Raw genomic sequence first — 19,121 nt, 5'->3', positions numbered from 1 at the left:
TTGATTCAAAAGGGCATTGACGCATCACCCGGATAGATCTAACCTTTTGCCCCGTGGTTACGCTCGTAACCGGCCTCTCAGGGCCGATATAGCTCAGTTGGTAGAGCAGCGCATTCGTAATGCGAAGGTCGTAGGTTCGACTCCTATTATCGGCACCATTCTAACGTCTCCCCAAGTCTACTAAAGTTCACTGGAACCCCTTATACTCTGCGCTTTACAGCCCCTTTTAGTATTTCCACGTCTACTAAAGTTCCCTGAAATCTACAGTCGTTTGGGGGTACTTATGGGGGTATATGCTGTTCGGTCTAGAGGAGGTACCCCCAAGTGAAACTAAACGCCCGGCAGGTGGACACCGCCAAACCTAAAGATAAGCCTTACAAGCTGGCTGATGGTGGTGGTTTGTATCTCCTGATTAAACCTAATGGCGGCAAATACTGGCGGCTCAAGTATCGTGTAGCCGGCAAAGAGAAGCTGTTAGCGCTGGGTGTGTATCCTGAAGTCACATTGGCCGATGCTCGGGCAAAACGTGAAGAAGCCAAAAGGGGTATCGCTGGGGGTATCGATCCTATGGAAGCGAAACGGGAAGAGAAGATCGCCCGTGAAACGCAGTTAAACAACACCTTCAAAGATATTGCCCTTGAGTGGCACAGCAGCAAACTAAAAAAATGGTCTGCTGGGTATGCTTCAGACATCTTGGAGGCTTTCAACAAAGATGTGTTCCCTTACATTGGCAAAAAACCAATAGCCGATATCAAACCGCTTGAACTGTTGAATGTGCTGCGGCGCATTGAGGGGCGCGGCGCTACTGAAAAGGCCAAAAAAGTTAGGCAGCGCTGCGGGGAAGTTTTCCGTTACGCAATAGTCACCGGGCGTGCTGAGTATAACCCCGCTCCGGATCTCACCAGCGCCATGCAAGGGCATGAGTCCAATCATTATCCTTTCCTCACACCGAAAGAATTGCCTGATTTCTTCAAGGCGTTGTCAGGATATACAGGAAGCGCGTTAGTAGTTTTGGCTGCTCGTCTGCTGATTATCACCGGCTTGCGTACCGGCGAACTCCGCGGGGCATTTTGGGATGAAATCAATATCAGTAAGGCCGTCTGGGAAATACCAGCCTCACGCATGAAAATGCGTCGCCCTCATGTGGTACCGTTGTCCAGGCAAGCTCTTACGCTTATTGGCCAGCTCCAAGAGCTAACAGGCAATTACCCGCTTATGTTCCCTGGCCGTAACGATCCGCGAAAAACAATGAGTGAAGCCAGCATAAACCAAGTCTTTAAGCGGATTGGCTATAACGGAAAAGTCACCGGGCACGGTTTCCGGCACACCATGAGTACCATCCTGCACGAACAGGGCTACAACACCGCGTGGATAGAAACGCAGCTGGCACACGTCGACAAAAACTCTATCCGAGGTACGTACAACCATGCGCAGTATCTGGATGGTCGCCGCGAAATGCTCCAGTGGTATGCCGACTATATGGAAGCGTTAGAAAACGGCGAAAATGTCGTGCATGGAACGTTTGGGAAAAGCGCTTAACTGTATGTATAGACAGTGCTAATTGACAGTAGTAGACTTCTGTAGACTATCGTTAGCAGGAAGCTTTTATGCGAGAAAACATCCTCAACATGCCCCATCATCTTCGCCGACAACGTGTGGTCACTGCTGAGCAGGCTGCAATGGCTATGGCTGGCGTGTACAGTTGTTCACGCTTAGATGAGTTGAAAGCTAAATTCCCTCCTGAGATTTACAACATTGCTTCCAGTTACTTGAGGATAATTTTGAGTGCTGTAAACGCAGAAGAACTACATCCCAAGAGAACATGGTCTAACTCACCTGGCGGAGATATCACTGGAGCTGATTTTTATTCCAATGATATTTGGCCTTGGGCTGTAAAAGAAATATCAGCTACAGATAGTTGGTTTGGATGTGATCCAGATAGCTCTAGCGAAAAGTACCAGCCTTTACGAAGCGTGTGGGGCGAGTTTGCTGGTAAAGATACAGCGTTAAAACTGATCGCTGGAATGGCTATTGCGCTTGAAAAATCAGGTGGCAAATATGTTCGCGGTAAAAATTTGAACAAATCCGAAGTTGCTAGAAGTGCTTCAAGAAGCATATTGGAGCATGGCGATGGCATCGATGTGACAGATAAGGCATTGACTATGCTAATTAATGAAGCTCTGAACACATACGCTTCCAAATAGCTCGTAAGGATTTCCAAAAAGACGATCCTCAGGTTCTAAAACTTCTGGCCGTACTTCTATTTCAGTGGAGGCGCTGCTTCCAACTGATTTACCGTGACTTCCACAACTACCCGCATGTTTTTGCTGAAATATACCTCGTAGACCACATTAGACTTCGAGAGGTATATATGTCCCAATCCCTTATCCGCTTACCTGAAGTTCAGCGCAGAACCGGCTATAGCAAGGCTTGGATCTATCGACTCATGGCTGAGCAACGTTTCCCCTCATCCATAAAGATTGGTTCTCGAGCAATCGCTTTCATTGAAAGCGAAATTGATGAATGGATTAGTGAGCGCATTGAATCGTCACGCAGCCAAACGAACTGAGATTCCGTGAGCAAAGATAATTTGCGAGAGTTTGCACTTCGGATCTCGCAGAATAAGTTTGTCGCGACAGCTCACTAAACAATTCAAAAAGGTTAATGCCATGAAGAACATTTATGCCCATCTGAGGCAGGGCTTCGCTCGCACCGAAAGCAGCCAATTAATTATTCCCCGTAGCAAGGGCGAGGCTCTCTCCGTCGCCCCCTGCGATAATCAATTTTTGTTAAGTAATTTTTCGCAACTTTGCTTCAGTACGTCTTTTTCGTTACTTCCGCAAGCGCTCTCACTGCTGAGGCATGATTTGAGTGCGAATACTGCTATTAATAAGACGATAAGACCAAGCAGGATTTTTTTCATTATTTACTCTTTAGGTGCAATTCCACGCTGTTGGAGTTCTTTGCGAACGATCCTCTTCAGCCACGCAGCTAGTGACTCATCACCATCTTGCTGTTGCGCCCGTTCCATCATTTCTCGCAGTTCTGGATCCAGCCGAAATTGGAATGGAGGATTACCACGTCTCTCGTTTTTGTGTGTTGACACGTTAATTACACCCGATGTAATGTGTTTATGTGTGATGACACATTACACACAGAAGTTAAAAAAAACAACGCCCCGAAGTGCGGGAACACTTTCAGGGCGTCTGACCACAACGTTAGAGGTACTAACATTATGGCTTGCACTAAGTCTACCCAAACACGCCCTGAATTTACATGGCGTTTTCTCACCCTGGGTGAATTCACAAATCAGATCGTCAACGTTACTGCTTCCACCGAACACGAAGCACGCGAAAAAACGCCTGCAGGATGTGTCTGTATTCTGGCGTGTCGTTTTCGTCTTAAGGAGGTACAGCATGTTTAACCTCCAGACCCTGACAGCAAAAGCACGCGAGCTGCGCGGTAACGTGGTAAAAGCCACTACCACGAAGGGCACCCGCACCATGACCCCTGTTTACGAACGGGAAGAGCAGCGCAAACTACGTGAACGCATCCAGCAGACTCAGCCGGACTGGGTTTTACTCTGGTGGGATATTGCGACCGTTACCGGCTGGCGTACCAGCGACGTGTGCAACTTCCGTTACTCCTGCATCAACTGGGAAACCGGCATTGCCACAATCATCGTAGCGAAGCAGACCAAAGCAGCGGAAGCCAGAGCGACCCGTAAGGGGATCGAGATTGTTCGCCAGCAGCGCAAGGACGCTGCCCGGCTTGCTGGCGATCACATTGGGTACATGCACTGGGATAGCGTGAGCTGCGACGAACTGGCCGCCGGCATGACGGAAGAAGAACAGGCGATCGTGTTTGAGCTGGTGGCAAAGGCTGAAGTGAAGCACGACACCAAACAGCTGCCGCCGGGCATCATCAAACGACTGCGCGAACGCATGGAGCGCAATCTTATCGGTGACGACCTGGTATTTTCCCGCAGCCAGATTGAAAGTAATCGTTGCCAGTCTCTGGAAGGTAGCGTGAGCCGCCAGACAATCTGGAAGAAACTGCACAACGTAATGGTGTGGTTTACCCGCGTAGTAAACACGCGTCTGCGCCTGAGTGCCTACTCCAGCCGCAAAATTGCCGCCTTTAATCTCATGTCCGCCGGCGGCGAACAGGGCTTGCTGGTCGCCTCTGAAATGCTCGGGCACAGTAACCCGGCAATCACCCGAACTTACCTCCAGTTAGGCAGTAAGGCCTCCGCCATTCAATCCCGTCTGGCCATGGAGGTATCTGTATGAAAATGGTTATCCAATTTTGCCGTCTCGGCGCTTTTGCCGATCACGTATCTGAGCAATTAAATAGTGCGCGATATTGTTTTGCCAGCCAGTCATTAAGGGATGGGGAGGAGAAATTATGACTCCTGTTTACGATCTGGTTCGCCGGGCCGACGGCAAAAACGTTTTCAGTTTCCCGGCCGGCGGCCGCTATCTGGTGGACACGTCAAATGGTCTTCAGTCGATGCGCCCCCTTATGGACGACGAGATCATTTTTACGGTGGAGAGTGCCGCGCGCTTTCTGAGGAAAATTGGTTATCAGGTAATCCCGCCAGCAGCGTGAGGTAAAAAATATGACGATTAAAAATTCCGGCTTAGCTGCTGGTGCCCGCGCTCACCCTGAAATCAGGCCGGGCGATAAATGGAAGGACAGTCGGGGCAATATCGTAATTATCGAAAGTTACCGATTCGACAGAGTGACATTTTGCCGCGAGGGGTACAGCTCACCGTGTTTTTGCACGCCAGAACGACTGGTGCGGGAATTTGAATTTGTTTCTTCCGCGCCGGGCACCAGTGGAAGAGATATCGATCGAATTATGCGGGTGCAGGGCATCGAACGAATTCGGGTTATGCGGGAAATCATCAGGGAGCGAGGGAACAGAAAATGAAGAATGCACCAAATCTTAAAAAGCAGCCGGCGGATCTCATGGAGGAGTCAATCATCTTTGCCGGCGCCGATGCCTGGACGTTCGCCAAAGCATGGCAGGAAATGAACCCGATTGGCGATACGGTGCCGCCGGTTGTGCTGGATAAAAAGCAGCTGGCAGAGCTGGAGAATATCCGCATTGTGGATGATGGCCGGCTCTATACCCGGGTATGCCGCGGCGGGCATCTGACCGAACGACAGATAACCATTCTCGCCACAAAGCTGGCGGTGGCCGGCGTGGAGCGCGCTCAATTCTACTCTGAAGGTTATCAGCTTCTGGAGGACTGGACGCCACAGTTGCCGCGCCTCAAAGCCGATGCGGAAGCCGGCAAAAGCATGGTGATCGGCAAACCGCTGACGGATGTAAACCTCCGCGACCTGGCTGATAACGAAAAGGCGCTCATACTGGCCGCGCGTTACACCGGCATTGCGATCCATGAAAACAGCGAAGGCGTGTACGTCTACCGCGCCGGCATCTGGGAGAAAACGTCACTGCTCGAGCTGAGCCGCGAAATGGTGGCTATCTACAACGAGAATAAAACCAACTTCAGCAAGCGCGCGATCAACAACGTTATCGACGCCCTGAAAATCGTTATCCCGGTAATGGGGGAGCCGCGGCGCAGCCTGATCCCCTTTGCTAACGGCGTCTACGATATGGAAACCGGCGTTTTCTCCGAACACAGCCAGGATAACTGGCTGACCAACCATAACGGCGTGACCTACACGCCGGCGGTACCGGGCGAAAACCTCCGCGACCACGCGCCGAACTTCCATAAGTGGCTAAGTTACGCATCAGATAGAGACGCAATTAAGATGCAGCGCATCGCTGCAGCGCTCTTTATGGTGCTGGCGAACCGGTACGACTGGCAGCTGTTCCTCGAGATAACCGGGGAGGGCGGCAGCGGGAAAAGCGTCTTTACCCATATCGCCACGATGCTGGCCGGCGCGCATAACACCGCCAGCGGGAACATGGCGGCGCTCGACAGCGCGCGCGGGCGGGCGCAGTTCGTAGGCAAGAGCATGATAACGCTTCCTGACCAGCCTAAATATTCAGGAGAGGGCACGGGGATAAAAGCGATAACCGGCGGGGATGCGGTGGAGATAGACCCGAAGCACGAGCACCAGTACACCGCCGTTCTGCGGGCGGTGATTGTGGCCACGAACAACACGCCGATGATTTTCACCGAGCGTGCCGGCGGCGTTTCCCGGCGCCGCGTAATTTTCCAGTTTAACCGGCGCGTCAGCGAAGAGGATAAGGATCCCGAACTGGCAGAAAAGATATCCGCTGAAATTCCGGTGGTTGTTCGCCGGCTGCTGGCGAACTTTGCGGATCCGGAAAAAGCGCGGGCGCTGCTGCTGGAGCAACGGAACAGCGAAGAAGCACTGGAGGTAAAGCAGAAAACGGATCCGCTATATGCCTTCTGCGCGCATCTGGAGCGCCTGGCTGATTGCGTGGGAATGCTGGTGGGTAACCGTAACCCGCCTCATCGCCCCCGCATGTACCTCTATCACGCTTATCTGAAGTTTCTTGAGGCGAACGGCTTCGAGAAGCCGCTGACGCTGAATAAATTCTCTGAGGGAATGGAAAGCGCCATGCGGGAGTTTAATCACGAGTACCGCAAGGAGAGAAAGACCCGCGGCGTGGTGACGAACGTCGAACTTTCAGAGAGTGCGGAGGACTGGCTGCCGCAGGCGCACCCGTTAGCTGAGGAAAAAAGATGAATGTTTAGCTAAATATGGCGAAAGGTGTTCATAGTGTTCATTGATTGGTTAAAGTTCAATTAAATCAATAAGATTGACTATGAACACCTTTGTGTAAGGTATTCATAGGGTATTCATAGTGTTCATAGGTCACTTTAAATATGTGCTTATAAAGTAAACAGAAATATGAACACCATGAACACTTGTAATCCCTGTATGTAGACCGGTGTTCATGGGTTAATTTATTGTTTTATATGTAATTTATCGCCTTTATGAACACCATGTATACCTTGAGGGCAAATTCTTTAAAACGCATCCACTCTTTTCACGTTGTGGACCCCTGCTATTTCATTAATATCGTTCCATAAATCGCAACTGATGAATTGATTGTTGCGATTAATGGAACTTTAACGGTCGCTATAACAGGGGGCATTATGAGCAAGGTTAACGTTAAGCCCGTTCTGCTGAACGGGGAGCAGATTCAGGCTCTGAAAACCATCCAGGAGAGGGAGCGCCAGAAGTCGGGCATGGGGATCGCGCCGTCAATCCATGCTGTTGCGCGCAAGGTATTTGATGCAGGGCTGTCAAAAATGGAGGCTGGCCAGTGAGCTACTCAATCAAAATAGGGAAACACAGTATCGAGCTGGCAGGTTATGCCGGTAAGGTTGTTGCGCCAAATACTCAGATGGCCGCTTTATTCCGTGGTATGGCGGGCGAACTCACCAGCCTGAGGACAACGGCGCAGCAGGCCGAAGCTGAGGCGGATTTGCTGGACGTTATCCGCAACGATCCGGATCTGAACGAACAGGCAAAAAATCGCAGGGCAGGTGAAGCCCGGAACCCGGACACGCTCAAAGACTTTACCCGCGGGGTGGCAGCCGTAAGCGAGCAGGCCGCAAACATTCTCGATTACCTGAAGAACAAGCTCGCTCCGGTTAATCCACTGGCATCCGATGATGTTCAGGGATTCATGCGTGACAGTGAAATGCGCCAGGCATTCGCCCGGCTGGATCGCCGTAGCCAGGAAAAAATGCTGCTGTCGATGCACAGTGGAAAGCATCAGGGGCTGGCGGACGCCTTACTGAGGGCGCACGCTGTGTGTTCGGGACTCGATACGGAACAGCTAAAACGTCTCGGCTTCTCCCGTATTGCATCAGAGAACGGGCAGGTGATTAACGCGGTTGCCGATCTGGTCGACGCGGTAAGGAAGGACATCGCACAAATTACAGCTGTCCGAACCTGGTATAACAATCTCGTTTACGGGAAGAACGACGATCCATCAGACGTACAGCCCCGCATGACCGGCCTTGATCAGTTAAGCGAACATGTCAGCGCGATGCTCAAAGGCAGCCAGCGGCAGACACATTCAGAAGAGAAGCAGGCCGCCTGAGGGCGGCTTTTTTCTGCCCGGAGGGAAACATCACGATGCTATTAAGTAAATCAGCCTACGCCAGGCATATGGGCGTCAGCCGGCAAACTGTTTACGGCTGGATAGCCCGCGGTGAAATTGTAATTTCAGGCGATAAAGTGGATGTCGAAGCATCGCAGGCTAAACAAAATTCTGCTGGTGCTGGCGAACACCAGACTGAAATGACGTGGGCGCAGGCCGCCGCATGGGTATGGAAGCATGACGGCGGGAAAGCGCTGCCGGCTGATAATGATGCTGGCCAGCGAATAGAGGCCGCAGCCGCTGAGCTGGGTTTTGATGTTCAGCACGAGCCCGATGAACAATTGCTGATTCTCTTCCGGCCGGATGAAGAAACCCACAGCTTCTATGGCAAATACCGTGCAGCAGGCGCTATACGGTTTCTTCGTTCTGAGCTGGCTTACGTTGCCACAATGCACCCCGATACGCTGGATGACTGGAACAAAACTGGTTTAATGTCACTCTGCCTGCTGGACGGCGAAAAACTGTAAACCCCCCAGCCCCTCAAACTTGACACTTTTTCGCGAGAAACTGGGAAAAGTGTCAACCCAACCTAACGGATCCTGACGCCTACGAACAGCAGCTACAGTAGAAGTGTAAAGGGCTGGCGTTGAGATTTGTTGAGCCTTGGCTGTTAGCTTTTGTTAACCCTGATGCGAAGCAGGGCAGGTGTCAGCCTGTTATGGTTTGTTATGCCTTACCAGGGAAAACTAGGGGGAAAGTGTCAACCGCTACCGCTTCAGAAAACTTCAGGTACACGAACTCGTGAAGGGGAGGTGTTAAGCACTCCCCCTTGGCAACCATCCTCTAGTTTCTTTCAGATCGCTGTTCTGGTTTGCCCGGACGCTGGCGTTCAGATTGAGTTGTCAAAAGTTGCCACCCTCCGGCAGCGCCAAAGGGGATTTTCGGCTGAACGTGCTCTAAGTTACAGTTCCTTCCGTGTGTAAGAACCAGAACTTGAACTAAATAAATGATGAGAGATTTTGTATAAAAACCAGACGCTGGTCTCGTTTGGCTACTGGTAAACAAAGGCTTAAACTGCTATTTTTTTGATTAAAATATTTCCTTGTGGTTATTTAGTATTGGTGTAAATTAAAGTCAAATAACCTAACTTTATGCTCTAATTAATTTTTCTTGATCTTTAATTATCTTGAGGAGTGATCTGAGTGAATACACATGTTTTTAGAAATAATGACGAAATTGGAAAGCTTGAGGCTGAATCAGACACTTATTTAGATGCTTGTTTTTATGAAACTAACATATTCAAAGGGATAATGAATTTCGATTCTTCGGAGAAGAATCCAGACTTCACCAAAAGAATTATAGTTGGAAGGACCGGAAGTGGCAAATCAGCGCTGCTAAGAAAGATTCTCGATGAGGGAAGTATTAAGGTTTATGACAAAATAGAGGCTGAAAATACAATATTTGAACATGTGAAAAATAATGTTTTTATATCTTCTTTAAATGAAAATGGTATTGATTTAAGGGTGTTCTATAAATCATTGTGGCTACATGCATTATTAATAAAAGTTATCCCAGCATTACATAGATCAACTTATCAGAGTTTTTTTAATCGAGTTCAGGAATTAATTGGAGGGAAGAAAAAATCTTATAATCCTGAGTTAGCAAATGAATACATTGAACAATTCAAGGATGTTTTTTTTAATGATAAAGCTTTAATAGAAATTAGTAATAAGATGCAAAGTGAACTATCCTCTAAAATAGGGATAAAAGGTATTGACCTGGGAGGGAAGTTAGGTCGTGAGGAAACTCAAAAAGTTCAATCCGAAACTTCTAGTTATGTTAGTCGAGAGTTAATAAGAAAACAAAAAGAGTTAATAAAAATATTAAACGAAGAATTTTCTGAAGTAGGGCAGTTTAGAATTATAATAAGTATAGATGATCTGGATAGATCATGGTTAAGTTCAAGTGATATACGATACGACTTTATAAATGCATTACTTGAAGCGTTCAGGGAGTTGTTAGACATTAAGTCTGTGAAGGTTCTAATTTCAATTAGGACTGACATACTAATGGGGATTTATAACAAAACTCTCAGGCAAGATGAAAAGGATCAATCTCTCATTTATGCTGTTTCCTGGAATAAATCTGAGATAAGAAACATAATCGATATGCGTCTGAATCATCTTATAAAAAATAAGTATCAAGGCTCACGCACAGTTACAATGAGAGATATTTTTCACTTTATGATAGATGATGTAAAAGCAGATGATTACATCCTTGACAGAACAATGCTAAGGCCAAGAGATGCTATAAGTTTTATCAATTATTGTTTAAAAGAATGCGATGGTAATGTTAGTATAGATAAAGATATAGTCTTGATGGCTGAGGAAAAGTTCTTTTCCTCACGTAAAAGAGCCTTGGTTTCTGAATGGGTTAGTATTTACAAAAACATATCTGAGTATGTTGACTCACTTTCCATATTAAAACATTCTAACTTTTCGTTAGATTCTATAAGTGAAGATAATAAAAATGAAGTGCTAACTTATATCTTAGACAGAGCTCCTTCGGAAAATGAAAGTGAATTGCATACAAAAATAATTATGAACTTTGATGAGTTAATGAAGGTTTGGTTTATTGTTGGTGTAATTGGTATTAAGAAAACAGACACTCTAATTATATACTCTTCATATGATAAGCCTGATCTGGATATAACAGATATGAAACGTACCTTTGTAATACATCCTTTATTCGATAGAGGTTGAACAATAAAAGCTATGTCTTAGTTAAAGTCATAGCTTTATTTGCTTATTTTTGGAGAGGGATTTCTTTACCTTGCTGTGGCTTTGATTTCGGAAATGCTCTCTGCGGCAACTACTTTAAATAGCCTTCCTTTTTTGTCAGTGCTTTGTGTTATCAATAAGAAATTATCACCGCATGGACCTAATAGTTTCCATTCATTTATTTTATTTTCATCTAAACGAACGGTTGGCAGTCTATTTGAAGTAAAGTCGGCAGCCATCTTAGCCCTGGACTCCCCTATCAGGGTGGGAGCATAAAAAATTCCAAATGCTAGAATGAAATACAATAAATAAACTTCGTACCCACTCCATTTTAATTCACGAAGTGCTAAGCAGGCAATTAATTCTCCCACAGTAGTGCCTGTGGCTATCGCCCAAAAAAAACCAGTAATACCAACTAATAAATTCGAACTTACATGTTTATCAAAAATCAATGATGAACAGTAAGAAATCGACGCCAGCACAAGGAAAAAAATTGACCACCGACGAAGGCCTTTCATTCCGGCTTTATTTTCAAGCAGCGCAACAAAGCTACAGAATGCAACCGCAAAAATAATAGTGATAAGAGAAATACTAGTCTGCATTATCTGGACTGAAGTTAACATGGAGGAGGCCCAAGGTGCTCCAAGCTCACGATAGTATGCAGAGGATTCTTTCCATCCAATTATATAAGCGAGGCCTGTAAACCCTACGGCTAAACCTGTAATCTGTGGTAAGAGCCCCAAGACTGAGCCGGCAGCACGCAGAGTGGTGTCTGTATTTGTATATGGACTGTTTTTCATATCATCGCTTTAATGAAAATGTAAGATCACTAATGTAGCAGCCTACTACTTGAATACGGAACAAGGAAGCTCATCATTCATCTTAAGTTGTGTTTTCGTCACGCACGACAACATTTTCCTTTCGAAACTTATAGCTTTCATTTGAAGAACTATCAGTTGTCAATCTTGTAGCTTTGTAGGGGCAACTACATTTGTTGGGGGTACTTTTGGGGGTATCTCAAAGGACCTTATACGTAAAAATGCTTATGAATCATATTTTTTGTTGTTGTGTTGCGCTCCTATTATCGCACCATTTCAAACTCTTCGAAAACCTACCGAAATCAACTTTGTGCTTTAGCTTCCGACAGGAAGGACTCTCCGTCGTCATTAGTGTTCACTGTTTCTGCCGAGTATAAATGAGGCCCCTCCTTGTTCTATGTCTCAAGCCTTTGTAAGAAAAGAGGAAAGGTTTACGCTGGCGACAAGGGAACTTTAATAATGTTGTTTCGTTCGGCTCCGTCTTAGCACCAGGGAAGTACAAAATGATCTAAGTTGTTTTAATAATTCTCCGGAAGGTGATGAACTTCTTTTAGGATTCCTTTAACAATAACGATATATCCGCCATCCTTTAAATCAGAGAGGATGCGCATAATACCGCTGCGGGAGAGGCGGGTTTTACTGCGAATGTAATTTTCCGCAAGAATGGTTTCTCGAACGTCCTCCGGAAGGTTGATCAGTTCATAGAGTTGATGGCGGACAACATTATAGGTCGTCGGGGATATTAATTTAAACATCCTCTCGACAACCATGCTGCTTGCTTCCAGTAGATGGTCAGCCAAAAGTTCCCAAAGATTGTGCTCGGTAAGAAGCGCGAACAGTTTTTCACGATCGATAATCGCTATTTCAGAGGGTACGATAGTTTTGATGACGTATACCGAAAGAGTTTCCGGCGGTAAGGCAATCACGCCGCGCAGTGTGGGGGCATCAAACAGATCGATGAGAATGTCATCCGGCTGCCGGTACATGGAAACTGCACCCGTGCGGATAAAATAGCAGGGGGACTGCCGCTGAGCCGTTATGGTGTAACGGGTGTTTACTTCGACGCGCTTATACTGCAGATAAGGCGCCAGCTTGTCCATCAACGCCATCAAATATTTCGGATTTGTGCGTGTTGACTTGAGATTAACAGTTACCATAGATTCTAAGTTATTAGGTATTATGTAATAAAAATATAGACGCAACCGTCAAATTAGTCAAATTTGAAATATATGCAATAAAATTTTTTTAATTTTTATTGGTTCAATTCTGATTTTAAATAAACGATATGAATAGTGATGCTTTCTATGTTTAAGTAAAAAATACCGTGGTACGCATCAATTATTAATGGTGAGTACGGGTAATATTCTTGTCTTTCCTCATAAAGCAGGGTATTGACATTTTCTTCGGTAAATATGCTGAAATCGTGAAGGCGCAGATACCACTCACAAAATTACTCAAAGCAGATAATAATGACTGATGTGTTATCTTCCATTACTAGTTACATGTTTTTACGTGTTAATTTTTCCATGTGAAGTGAACACTTCTTCCAGGAAAAAACATAAGTCTAGCACCCATGGTTATCAGCTCTTAATTTTAATTGATCCAAATTTAGAATGGCATTTTAATAATGGAAGCTCTAATTTTGGTAATATGACTTAATAAGTGTCTCTGTCTAAATTGGGATCAGTTTTGAATTGTAAGAAGATACATCTGTCGCAATAATTGAAAGCGAACAAACGAACGCCACATTGGAATGTAGCGTTAATTATTTGTTAAGGATGGGTCGATTAAATCAGCCCGAAAAATATATCGTAGTGGAATATAAGTTATGAATACGAAAAAAATTGCTTTTATTGCTGCAATGCTCAGTGGTGCTTTGATGGCGAATGCAAATGCGGCTGACCAGGGGCACGGCAAAGTAACATTCACTGGCTCTATTATTGATGCTCCATGTTCAATTAGCCCAGACAGTATCGATCAGACTGTAAGTCTTGGACAAATTTCAAATGCTGCGCTGGCAAACAGTGGCACATCCACACCGCGTAACTTTGAAATCAAGCTGGAAAACTGCACCGATGTAACCGCTAAAACTGTTACTACAACCTTCACTGGTGCGGAAGGTGCGACTGCGGGCTCTCTGGGCATCACCGGTACCGCTAAAGGTGCGAGCATCATCCTGACTAACGGGGATGGTAAACAGATTGAGCTGGGTAAAGCTTCTGACGGTCATTCTCTGCAGGATGGTAACAACACCCTGCTGTTCTCCGCTTATCTGCAGGGTGATAGTGGTGTGACTGCAACCACGGGTGATTTCACCGCGATTGCTGATTTTACTCTCGCTTACCAGTAAACCCAGCGGCTGAGCTGGAAACGCCTGTACCCCGCAGGCGTTTTTTTAATATCAGAACCGGAAACTATGAGTAAATTAATGTACGCCGTACTGACGTTTTTACTTACCGCAATGGCTTTCGCGGCGCAGGCCTCGCACCGGGACGTTAACCCTCCTTCAGAGTTTGATCCGGCGTTATCCGGACGCGTCAGTATGAATGGTGCAATTATTTCCAGTGCTTGTGATATTGATATGGGAGACGGTTATCAGGAAATTACTATGCCCGGAGAAACCCGTGGGCATATTAAACGCACCGGTGAGGGTGTACCTGAAGACTTTTCCATCCATTTAACCAAGTGCGCAATTGACTCTTCATCGGAGCCCTCCGCCTGGCAGTATTTGAACATAATTTTTGACGGTGATGAAGAGGATGGCCTTTTCCGGGTCAGCGGTAATACGGGCGGTGTAGCGCTACAACTGCAGGACAGCCATGGTGCAGTTATCCACCCAGGTCGGCCTGTATCCTTACAGCAGATAACAGTGTCAGATAACCGGCTGGATTATCAGTTTAGACTCAGAAATACAATGCGCGATATAGTTGTTGGTGATTATAGTGCCATTATTCGGTACCGAATTGAATATTTCTAAATTCAGTTCTGCAAGCTTTTTTCTTTTTATTTGACTGTCAGGTTACTGGTGTGGCGGATATGATTTACAGAAAGATAAATAATAATCTTGTTAAAAGGTCGGCAAAGTGGACAGTATTGACCGCATGTGTCTTTATAAATTTTCACGGTAACGTAAAAGCTGCGGGTGATATTCAGTTTAATACTGATGTGCTAGATATTAAAGATAAAGAAAATATCGATCTAAGCCACTTCGCAAAACGTGGTTATATCATGCCTGGGGATTATATATTTAAAATTAAAATTAATGAGAACGAACTGGAAGAGCAGTCGATATCGGTTTATCCCGATGGCGAGGATGGCAAGGATTCGAAAGCGTGTTTTAAACCTGAAGTGGTAAAGAAACTTGGCTTTAAAGAAGACAGCGCAAAAGCATTTACCTCCTGGCACAACAGTCAGTGCGTGGACATTACGGCCCTGAAAGGTGTGGAGGTGAACCCAGATCTGAGTTCCGGGGTACTGACCATCAGCGTCCCGCAGGCTTATCTGGAATACACCGATGATAACTGGGTGCCGAGCAGCATGTGGGATGAGGGGGTACCCGGCCTGTTGGCCGACTATAACCTCAATGCTCAGACCCGTCAGAACTCGCACGGCAGTGACGAGAACAGTGTCTCCGGTAACGGTACCTTCGGTGCCAATATGGGAGCATGGCGTGCGCGTGCGGACTGGCAAACTAATTATGACGATCACTCCGGTGAAGATAACGGTTCTGGTCAGAAACAGTGGACTTGGAGTCGGGTATATCTCTACCGAGCACTGACCGCCTTGAAAGCAAAGCTGACGTTGGGTGAGGACTACCTCAATTCGGATCTGTTCGATAGCTTCCGCTTTACCGGGGCCAGCGTGATTTCTGATGACAACATGCTGCCACCAAACCTGCGTGGTTATGCGCCAGAGGTGACCGGCGTCGCGAAAACCAATGCCAAAGTGACTATTTCCCAGCAGGGGCGAGTGATTTATGAAACTCAGGTGGCGGCTGGGCCGTTTGCCATACAGGATCTGAATAATGCGGTTTCTGGCATGCTTGACGTGCGGGTACAGGAGCAGGATGGTTCAGTGCAGGAATTTAAGGTTAGCACAGCCAGCATTCCCTATCTGACCCGTCCGGGCAGCGTGCGCTACAAGGTGTTTGCCGGAAAACCGACGAGTTACGATCACAGCACTGAAGGCGAAACCTTTGGTTCGGGCGAATTCTCTTGGGGGGTCAGCAACGGCTGGTCCTTATATGGAGGGATGGTAAGCAGCAGCGATTACCTTTCCGTGGCGGCGGGTATTGGCCGTGATTTGCTGATACTGGGTGCTCTCTCATTTGATGTAACGCGCTCAGACACAAAGCTGGAAGACCAAGATCGACATGGACAGTCATACCGGGTCAGTTATTCGAAACGCTTTGATGATACCGGTAGCCAGGTGACTTTCGCGGGTTATCGCTTCTCCGAGAAAGATTACATGAGCTTCAATGACTATCTGAATTACACGACGAGTCACGATGACTTTATGCAGAGTCGAGAGATGTACACAATGACCTTCAGCCAGCAGTTTAAGTCATTGGGGCTTTCCGCATACCTGAACTATTCGCATCAGACTTACTGGAATAACCCAGCAGAAGATCGCTATAACCTATCGCTCTCGCGTTACTTCGACATCGGTAAATGGAAAAACATTAACGGTTCACTGACGGCTTATCGCAATAAATTTAACGGTGAAAATGATGATGGTATGTACCTGTCTCTTTCCGTGCCATGGGGAGACTCCGGTTCGATCAGTTATAACGGCTCAGTAAACGGCGACAGCAATAGCCATAATCTGGCGTATTTTGACCACCTTAAAAATGGTGATAACTACCGTATTGCCGCAGGTGGCAGTAATGATGGCGGCACGCTTAGTGGTTACTACGATCATTCTGGGGATGTGACCGATGTTACCGCCAACGTCGATTACCAGCAGAACCAGTACACTTCTGCCGGTCTATCTCTGCGTGGAGGGGTGACGGCAACATCGCATGGTGCGGCACTGCACCGAGCGAACAACCTGGGGGGGACTCGCGTGATGGTGGATACCGGTGACGCCACAGACATTCCGGTACAGGGTTACAGTGACAGCACTCGTACTAACCGCTTCGGCAAGGCGGTAATCACTGAAGTCAGCGATTATAACAAAAATAACCTGAGCATCGATATTAATGACTTGCCGGATAACGCCGAAGTTTCTTCCTCGGTGGTGCAGGCCACGCTGACCGAGGGGGCGATTGGCTACCGTAAATTCAACGTGATCTCCGGAGAAAAGGCAATGGGAGTTATTCGTCTGGCCGATGGCAGTTTCCCGCCGTTTGGTGCCAGCGTACAGAACTCTGATAAACAGGAAATTGGGATCGTCAACGACGAAGGTCAGACGTATCTCTCCGGCCTTAAGCCGGGCGCAAAACTGGATGTGAGCTGGGATGGAAAAGTACAGTGCACCGTTACCGTCCCGGAGAAATTAACAGGACTGAACCAGAACGGAAATCTGTTACTGCCGTGCCAATGAGTGACGGCGCTGAAATCATTAAATGAGTGAACAAAATGAAAATGTTAAACCGTAAAAATGCACTTTCCGTTCTTGCTATCACCCTGACTGGCCTGATGACCGCACAACAGGCCAGTGCTGCTATCGCGCTTGACCGCACCCGCGTAATTGTAAACGGCGGCGAGAAATCGGTCAGTCTCAACATCAGCAACGAGAACAAAAATCTGCCATACCTTGCTCAGGGTTGGATTGAGGATTCTAAGGGTAACAAGGTCACCTCACCGCTGACCGTACTGCCACCTGTGCAGCGCGTGGAAGCGGGCGAAAAAAGTCAGGTTAAAGTGCAAACCACTCCTGCGCTAAGCTCGTTGCCGCAGGACAGGGAATCCCTGTTTTATTTCAACCTGCGAGAAATCCCTCCGCGCAGCAACAAGCCGAACACTCTGCAGATTGCACTGCAGACCCGCATCAAGTTGTTCTATCGCCCGTCGGGCATTGCGCTGGATAAAACTCAGGCCGCAAAGGGGGACTGGGTAGAGAAAGTGACCCTGACCCGCAAGGGGGATCGGTATGTGCTGAACAACCCCACCCCGTACTACCTGACGATTGTTGAAGGGCGCCCGTCTGCAAAAGGAAATCCGGTCAGTTTCCAGCCGGTCATGGTAGCTCCAAAAACAGAGAGCGCTATTGAGGCAGCTGCCAGTGCGCTGGGTAACACGCCAGTGCTGACCTATGTGAATGACTACGGTGGACGACCGCAAATTCAGTTTACCTGCAATGGTGCTAGTTGCACTGCTAGTCTGCTGAAAGACAAGTAACCACCGGCTAAAGGAAGAACATAATGAATGGAATGACTAAAACTATGCTGCTCACTAGCCTGTTACTGGCCGTAGCCTGTACTGCAAGTGCAGAAAACGAAAAACCTCTGGTGGATACGGGAACGTTGTTTGTCCATGGTGACCTACTGGAGAACACCTGCAGGATGGTGATGGACTCGGCCTGGCAGGATGTGGATCTCGGCAGCATCAGTCACGCGGACGTAAACCAGGTCGGTAAAGCTGCTGCGCCGGTAAAAGTGAACATCTATCTGCATGATTGCCCTGAATTGGCGAACTGGAGCACCAATATAACGCCTATGACAACCACCATCAGCGCTTTACAGCCACCTTATAAGGCGCGTTTTATGGCGGTGCAGGATGATGACAATCCGGCGCTGATTAAAGTAATGGGGGCATCCGGTATCGGCCTCCGCCTGCGCGATAGCCAGGGGAAATCGGTAATGCTATCACGCAATAGTGACAGCATACTTTTGAACCCGGGCCAGAACCAGGTGACCTTCACCCTGCAGCCTGAACGCACCGCAGCTCCGTTCGTTGCCGGTCCGTATCATGCGCTGGTTAATTTCAGCATGATTTATCAGTAGGGAGGGGCTATGAAACTGCATAGACTGGCAATAGCTATTCTGGTGGGGGGGGTGATATGCAATACCGCACTTGCTGATGATACTTCCATCAATGTCACTGTAAAAGTTACTGTTATGGCGGGACCTTGCACGATCAATGATAACCAGACTATCGATGTAGACTTCGGCGATGGAATTATTACCACCGATGTGTCGAGAGGAGTGATAGAAAAGGATGTTAACTATACATTGAATTGTGCGAATGCTGATGAGAGCAAAACTCTTGTGATGCGAATCAATGGTTCTGGCACAACTTTCGACGATAAGTTGCTTAAAACAAGTATTCCGGAACTGGGCATAAAAATAAAAGCTGACGGGATTGACTATCCAGTAAACACGGACCTGGTGATGACAACCTCTTCCACTAAACCAGCACTAAAAGCGCTGCTCGTGCAGCAATCTGGCACGCATCTGCCGACTGGCGACTTCACTGCGGCTGCAACCATGACGGTAGATTATCAGTGAAACAATTA

Annotated in this window: 21 protein-coding genes and 1 tRNA gene; 19 read left to right on the top strand and 3 right to left on the bottom strand. The window is 47.2% G+C overall.

The genetic code is table 11. The annotated features are described in order from the left end of the window. The first annotated feature begins 82 nt into the window (after nucleotides 1–82). The 4 genes from ACOTZC_RS17025 to ACOTZC_RS17010 all read left to right on the top strand — a co-directional run bounded on the left by ACOTZC_RS17025 (nucleotide 83) and on the right by ACOTZC_RS17010 (nucleotide 2,569). A tRNA-Thr gene (locus ACOTZC_RS17025) sits at nucleotides 83–158 on the top strand. A gap of 166 nt (nucleotides 159–324) precedes the next feature. Beyond that, on the top strand, nucleotides 325–1,539 hold the full coding sequence (locus ACOTZC_RS17020) for a tyrosine-type recombinase/integrase (RefSeq protein ID WP_072139887.1): 1,215 nt from the start codon (nucleotides 325–327) through the stop codon (nucleotides 1,537–1,539). A gap of 68 nt (nucleotides 1,540–1,607) precedes the next feature. Continuing rightward, nucleotides 1,608–2,204, top strand: a complete 597-nt coding sequence (locus tag ACOTZC_RS17015) for a hypothetical protein (RefSeq protein ID WP_077226802.1) — start codon at nucleotides 1,608–1,610, stop codon at nucleotides 2,202–2,204. Nucleotides 2,205–2,371: 167 nt separating this feature from the next. Then, nucleotides 2,372–2,569 carry a helix-turn-helix transcriptional regulator gene (locus tag ACOTZC_RS17010; RefSeq protein ID WP_045339018.1) on the top strand — a complete coding sequence of 66 codons (198 nt, stop codon included), beginning with the start codon at nucleotides 2,372–2,374 and terminating at the stop codon, nucleotides 2,567–2,569. Nucleotides 2,570–2,926: 357 nt separating this feature from the next. Here ACOTZC_RS17010 and ACOTZC_RS17005 read toward each other — a convergent pair whose 3' ends face one another. Further along, a complete protein-coding gene (locus ACOTZC_RS17005) occupies nucleotides 2,927–3,106 on the bottom strand; it encodes a hypothetical protein (protein WP_095455415.1) in 180 nt (59 codons plus the stop codon). A gap of 27 nt (nucleotides 3,107–3,133) precedes the next feature. On the opposite strand from ACOTZC_RS17005, the gene ACOTZC_RS17000 reads away from it, so the two are divergent. From ACOTZC_RS17000 to ACOTZC_RS16960, 9 genes are all read left to right on the top strand, one after another. Then, on the top strand, nucleotides 3,134–3,424 hold the full coding sequence (locus ACOTZC_RS17000) for a host cell division inhibitor Icd-like protein (protein ID WP_309233083.1): 291 nt from the start codon (nucleotides 3,134–3,136) through the stop codon (nucleotides 3,422–3,424). Then, nucleotides 3,417–4,292, top strand: a complete 876-nt coding sequence (locus ACOTZC_RS16995; RefSeq protein ID WP_023299399.1) for a tyrosine-type recombinase/integrase — start codon at nucleotides 3,417–3,419, stop codon at nucleotides 4,290–4,292. The genes ACOTZC_RS17000 and ACOTZC_RS16995 overlap by 8 nt, the downstream gene beginning before the upstream one ends. Before the next feature lie 115 nt (nucleotides 4,293–4,407). Then, complete coding sequence (locus tag ACOTZC_RS16990; RefSeq protein WP_020686326.1) at nucleotides 4,408–4,611, top strand: hypothetical protein; 204 nt, start codon at nucleotides 4,408–4,410, stop codon at nucleotides 4,609–4,611. Nucleotides 4,612–4,621: 10 nt separating this feature from the next. Then, nucleotides 4,622–4,936, top strand: a complete 315-nt coding sequence (locus ACOTZC_RS16985) for a DUF4222 domain-containing protein (protein ID WP_421635888.1) — start codon at nucleotides 4,622–4,624, stop codon at nucleotides 4,934–4,936. Beyond that, entirely contained in the window at nucleotides 4,933–6,696 is a 1,764-nt protein-coding gene (locus ACOTZC_RS16980) for a DNA primase family protein (RefSeq protein WP_421635887.1), read from the top strand. Before ACOTZC_RS16985 ends, ACOTZC_RS16980 begins: the two co-directional genes overlap by 4 nt. Before the next feature lie 413 nt (nucleotides 6,697–7,109). Then, nucleotides 7,110–7,283, top strand: coding sequence for a hypothetical protein (locus ACOTZC_RS16975; protein ID WP_014830800.1), 174 nt, complete (start codon nucleotides 7,110–7,112; stop codon nucleotides 7,281–7,283). Beyond that, a complete protein-coding gene (locus ACOTZC_RS16970; protein WP_214604059.1) occupies nucleotides 7,280–8,065 on the top strand; it encodes a hypothetical protein in 786 nt (261 codons plus the stop codon). Before ACOTZC_RS16975 ends, ACOTZC_RS16970 begins: the two co-directional genes overlap by 4 nt. A gap of 35 nt (nucleotides 8,066–8,100) precedes the next feature. After that, nucleotides 8,101–8,592: a helix-turn-helix domain-containing protein gene (locus ACOTZC_RS16965; RefSeq protein WP_248188902.1), complete on the top strand. Its 492-nt coding sequence runs from the start codon at nucleotides 8,101–8,103 to the stop codon at nucleotides 8,590–8,592. A gap of 675 nt (nucleotides 8,593–9,267) precedes the next feature. After that, nucleotides 9,268–10,827, top strand: a complete 1,560-nt coding sequence (locus tag ACOTZC_RS16960) for a KAP family NTPase (RefSeq protein ID WP_248188903.1) — start codon at nucleotides 9,268–9,270, stop codon at nucleotides 10,825–10,827. A 65-nt stretch (nucleotides 10,828–10,892) separates the two neighbouring features. Here ACOTZC_RS16960 and ACOTZC_RS16955 read toward each other — a convergent pair whose 3' ends face one another. Continuing rightward, nucleotides 10,893–11,645, bottom strand: coding sequence for a hypothetical protein (locus tag ACOTZC_RS16955; protein ID WP_248188904.1), 753 nt, complete (start codon nucleotides 11,643–11,645; stop codon nucleotides 10,893–10,895). A gap of 536 nt (nucleotides 11,646–12,181) precedes the next feature. Continuing rightward, on the bottom strand, nucleotides 12,182–12,772 hold the full coding sequence (locus tag ACOTZC_RS16950) for a winged helix-turn-helix transcriptional regulator (protein ID WP_045400548.1): 591 nt from the start codon (nucleotides 12,770–12,772) through the stop codon (nucleotides 12,182–12,184). A gap of 719 nt (nucleotides 12,773–13,491) precedes the next feature. Here ACOTZC_RS16950 and ACOTZC_RS16945 point away from each other — a divergent pair. From ACOTZC_RS16945 to ACOTZC_RS16920, 6 genes are all read left to right on the top strand, one after another. Continuing rightward, nucleotides 13,492–14,013 (top strand): fimbrial protein, encoded by a 522-nt coding sequence (locus ACOTZC_RS16945; RefSeq protein WP_047174791.1) that lies wholly within the window; start codon nucleotides 13,492–13,494, stop codon nucleotides 14,011–14,013. Nucleotides 14,014–14,079: 66 nt separating this feature from the next. Then, on the top strand, nucleotides 14,080–14,640 hold the full coding sequence (locus ACOTZC_RS16940) for a fimbrial protein (RefSeq protein WP_157843295.1): 561 nt from the start codon (nucleotides 14,080–14,082) through the stop codon (nucleotides 14,638–14,640). A gap of 59 nt (nucleotides 14,641–14,699) precedes the next feature. Continuing rightward, a complete protein-coding gene (locus ACOTZC_RS16935) occupies nucleotides 14,700–17,207 on the top strand; it encodes an outer membrane usher protein (RefSeq protein ID WP_421635890.1) in 2,508 nt (835 codons plus the stop codon). 41 nt (nucleotides 17,208–17,248) lie between these two features. Then, on the top strand, nucleotides 17,249–18,004 hold the full coding sequence (locus tag ACOTZC_RS16930; RefSeq protein ID WP_126302991.1) for a fimbria/pilus periplasmic chaperone: 756 nt from the start codon (nucleotides 17,249–17,251) through the stop codon (nucleotides 18,002–18,004). A gap of 23 nt (nucleotides 18,005–18,027) precedes the next feature. Continuing rightward, nucleotides 18,028–18,609 (top strand): fimbrial protein, encoded by a 582-nt coding sequence (locus ACOTZC_RS16925; RefSeq protein WP_126302975.1) that lies wholly within the window; start codon nucleotides 18,028–18,030, stop codon nucleotides 18,607–18,609. A 9-nt stretch (nucleotides 18,610–18,618) separates the two neighbouring features. Next, nucleotides 18,619–19,113, top strand: coding sequence for a fimbrial protein (locus ACOTZC_RS16920; protein ID WP_047174793.1), 495 nt, complete (start codon nucleotides 18,619–18,621; stop codon nucleotides 19,111–19,113). Nucleotides 19,114–19,121 lie beyond the last annotated feature (8 nt).

It is taken from the genome of Enterobacter cloacae complex sp. SHL009 (assembly GCF_049237205.1).
Classification (GTDB): Bacteria; Pseudomonadota; Gammaproteobacteria; order Enterobacterales; family Enterobacteriaceae; genus Enterobacter; species Enterobacter cloacae_M.
This window is presented reverse-complemented; position numbering and strand designations above follow the sequence as displayed.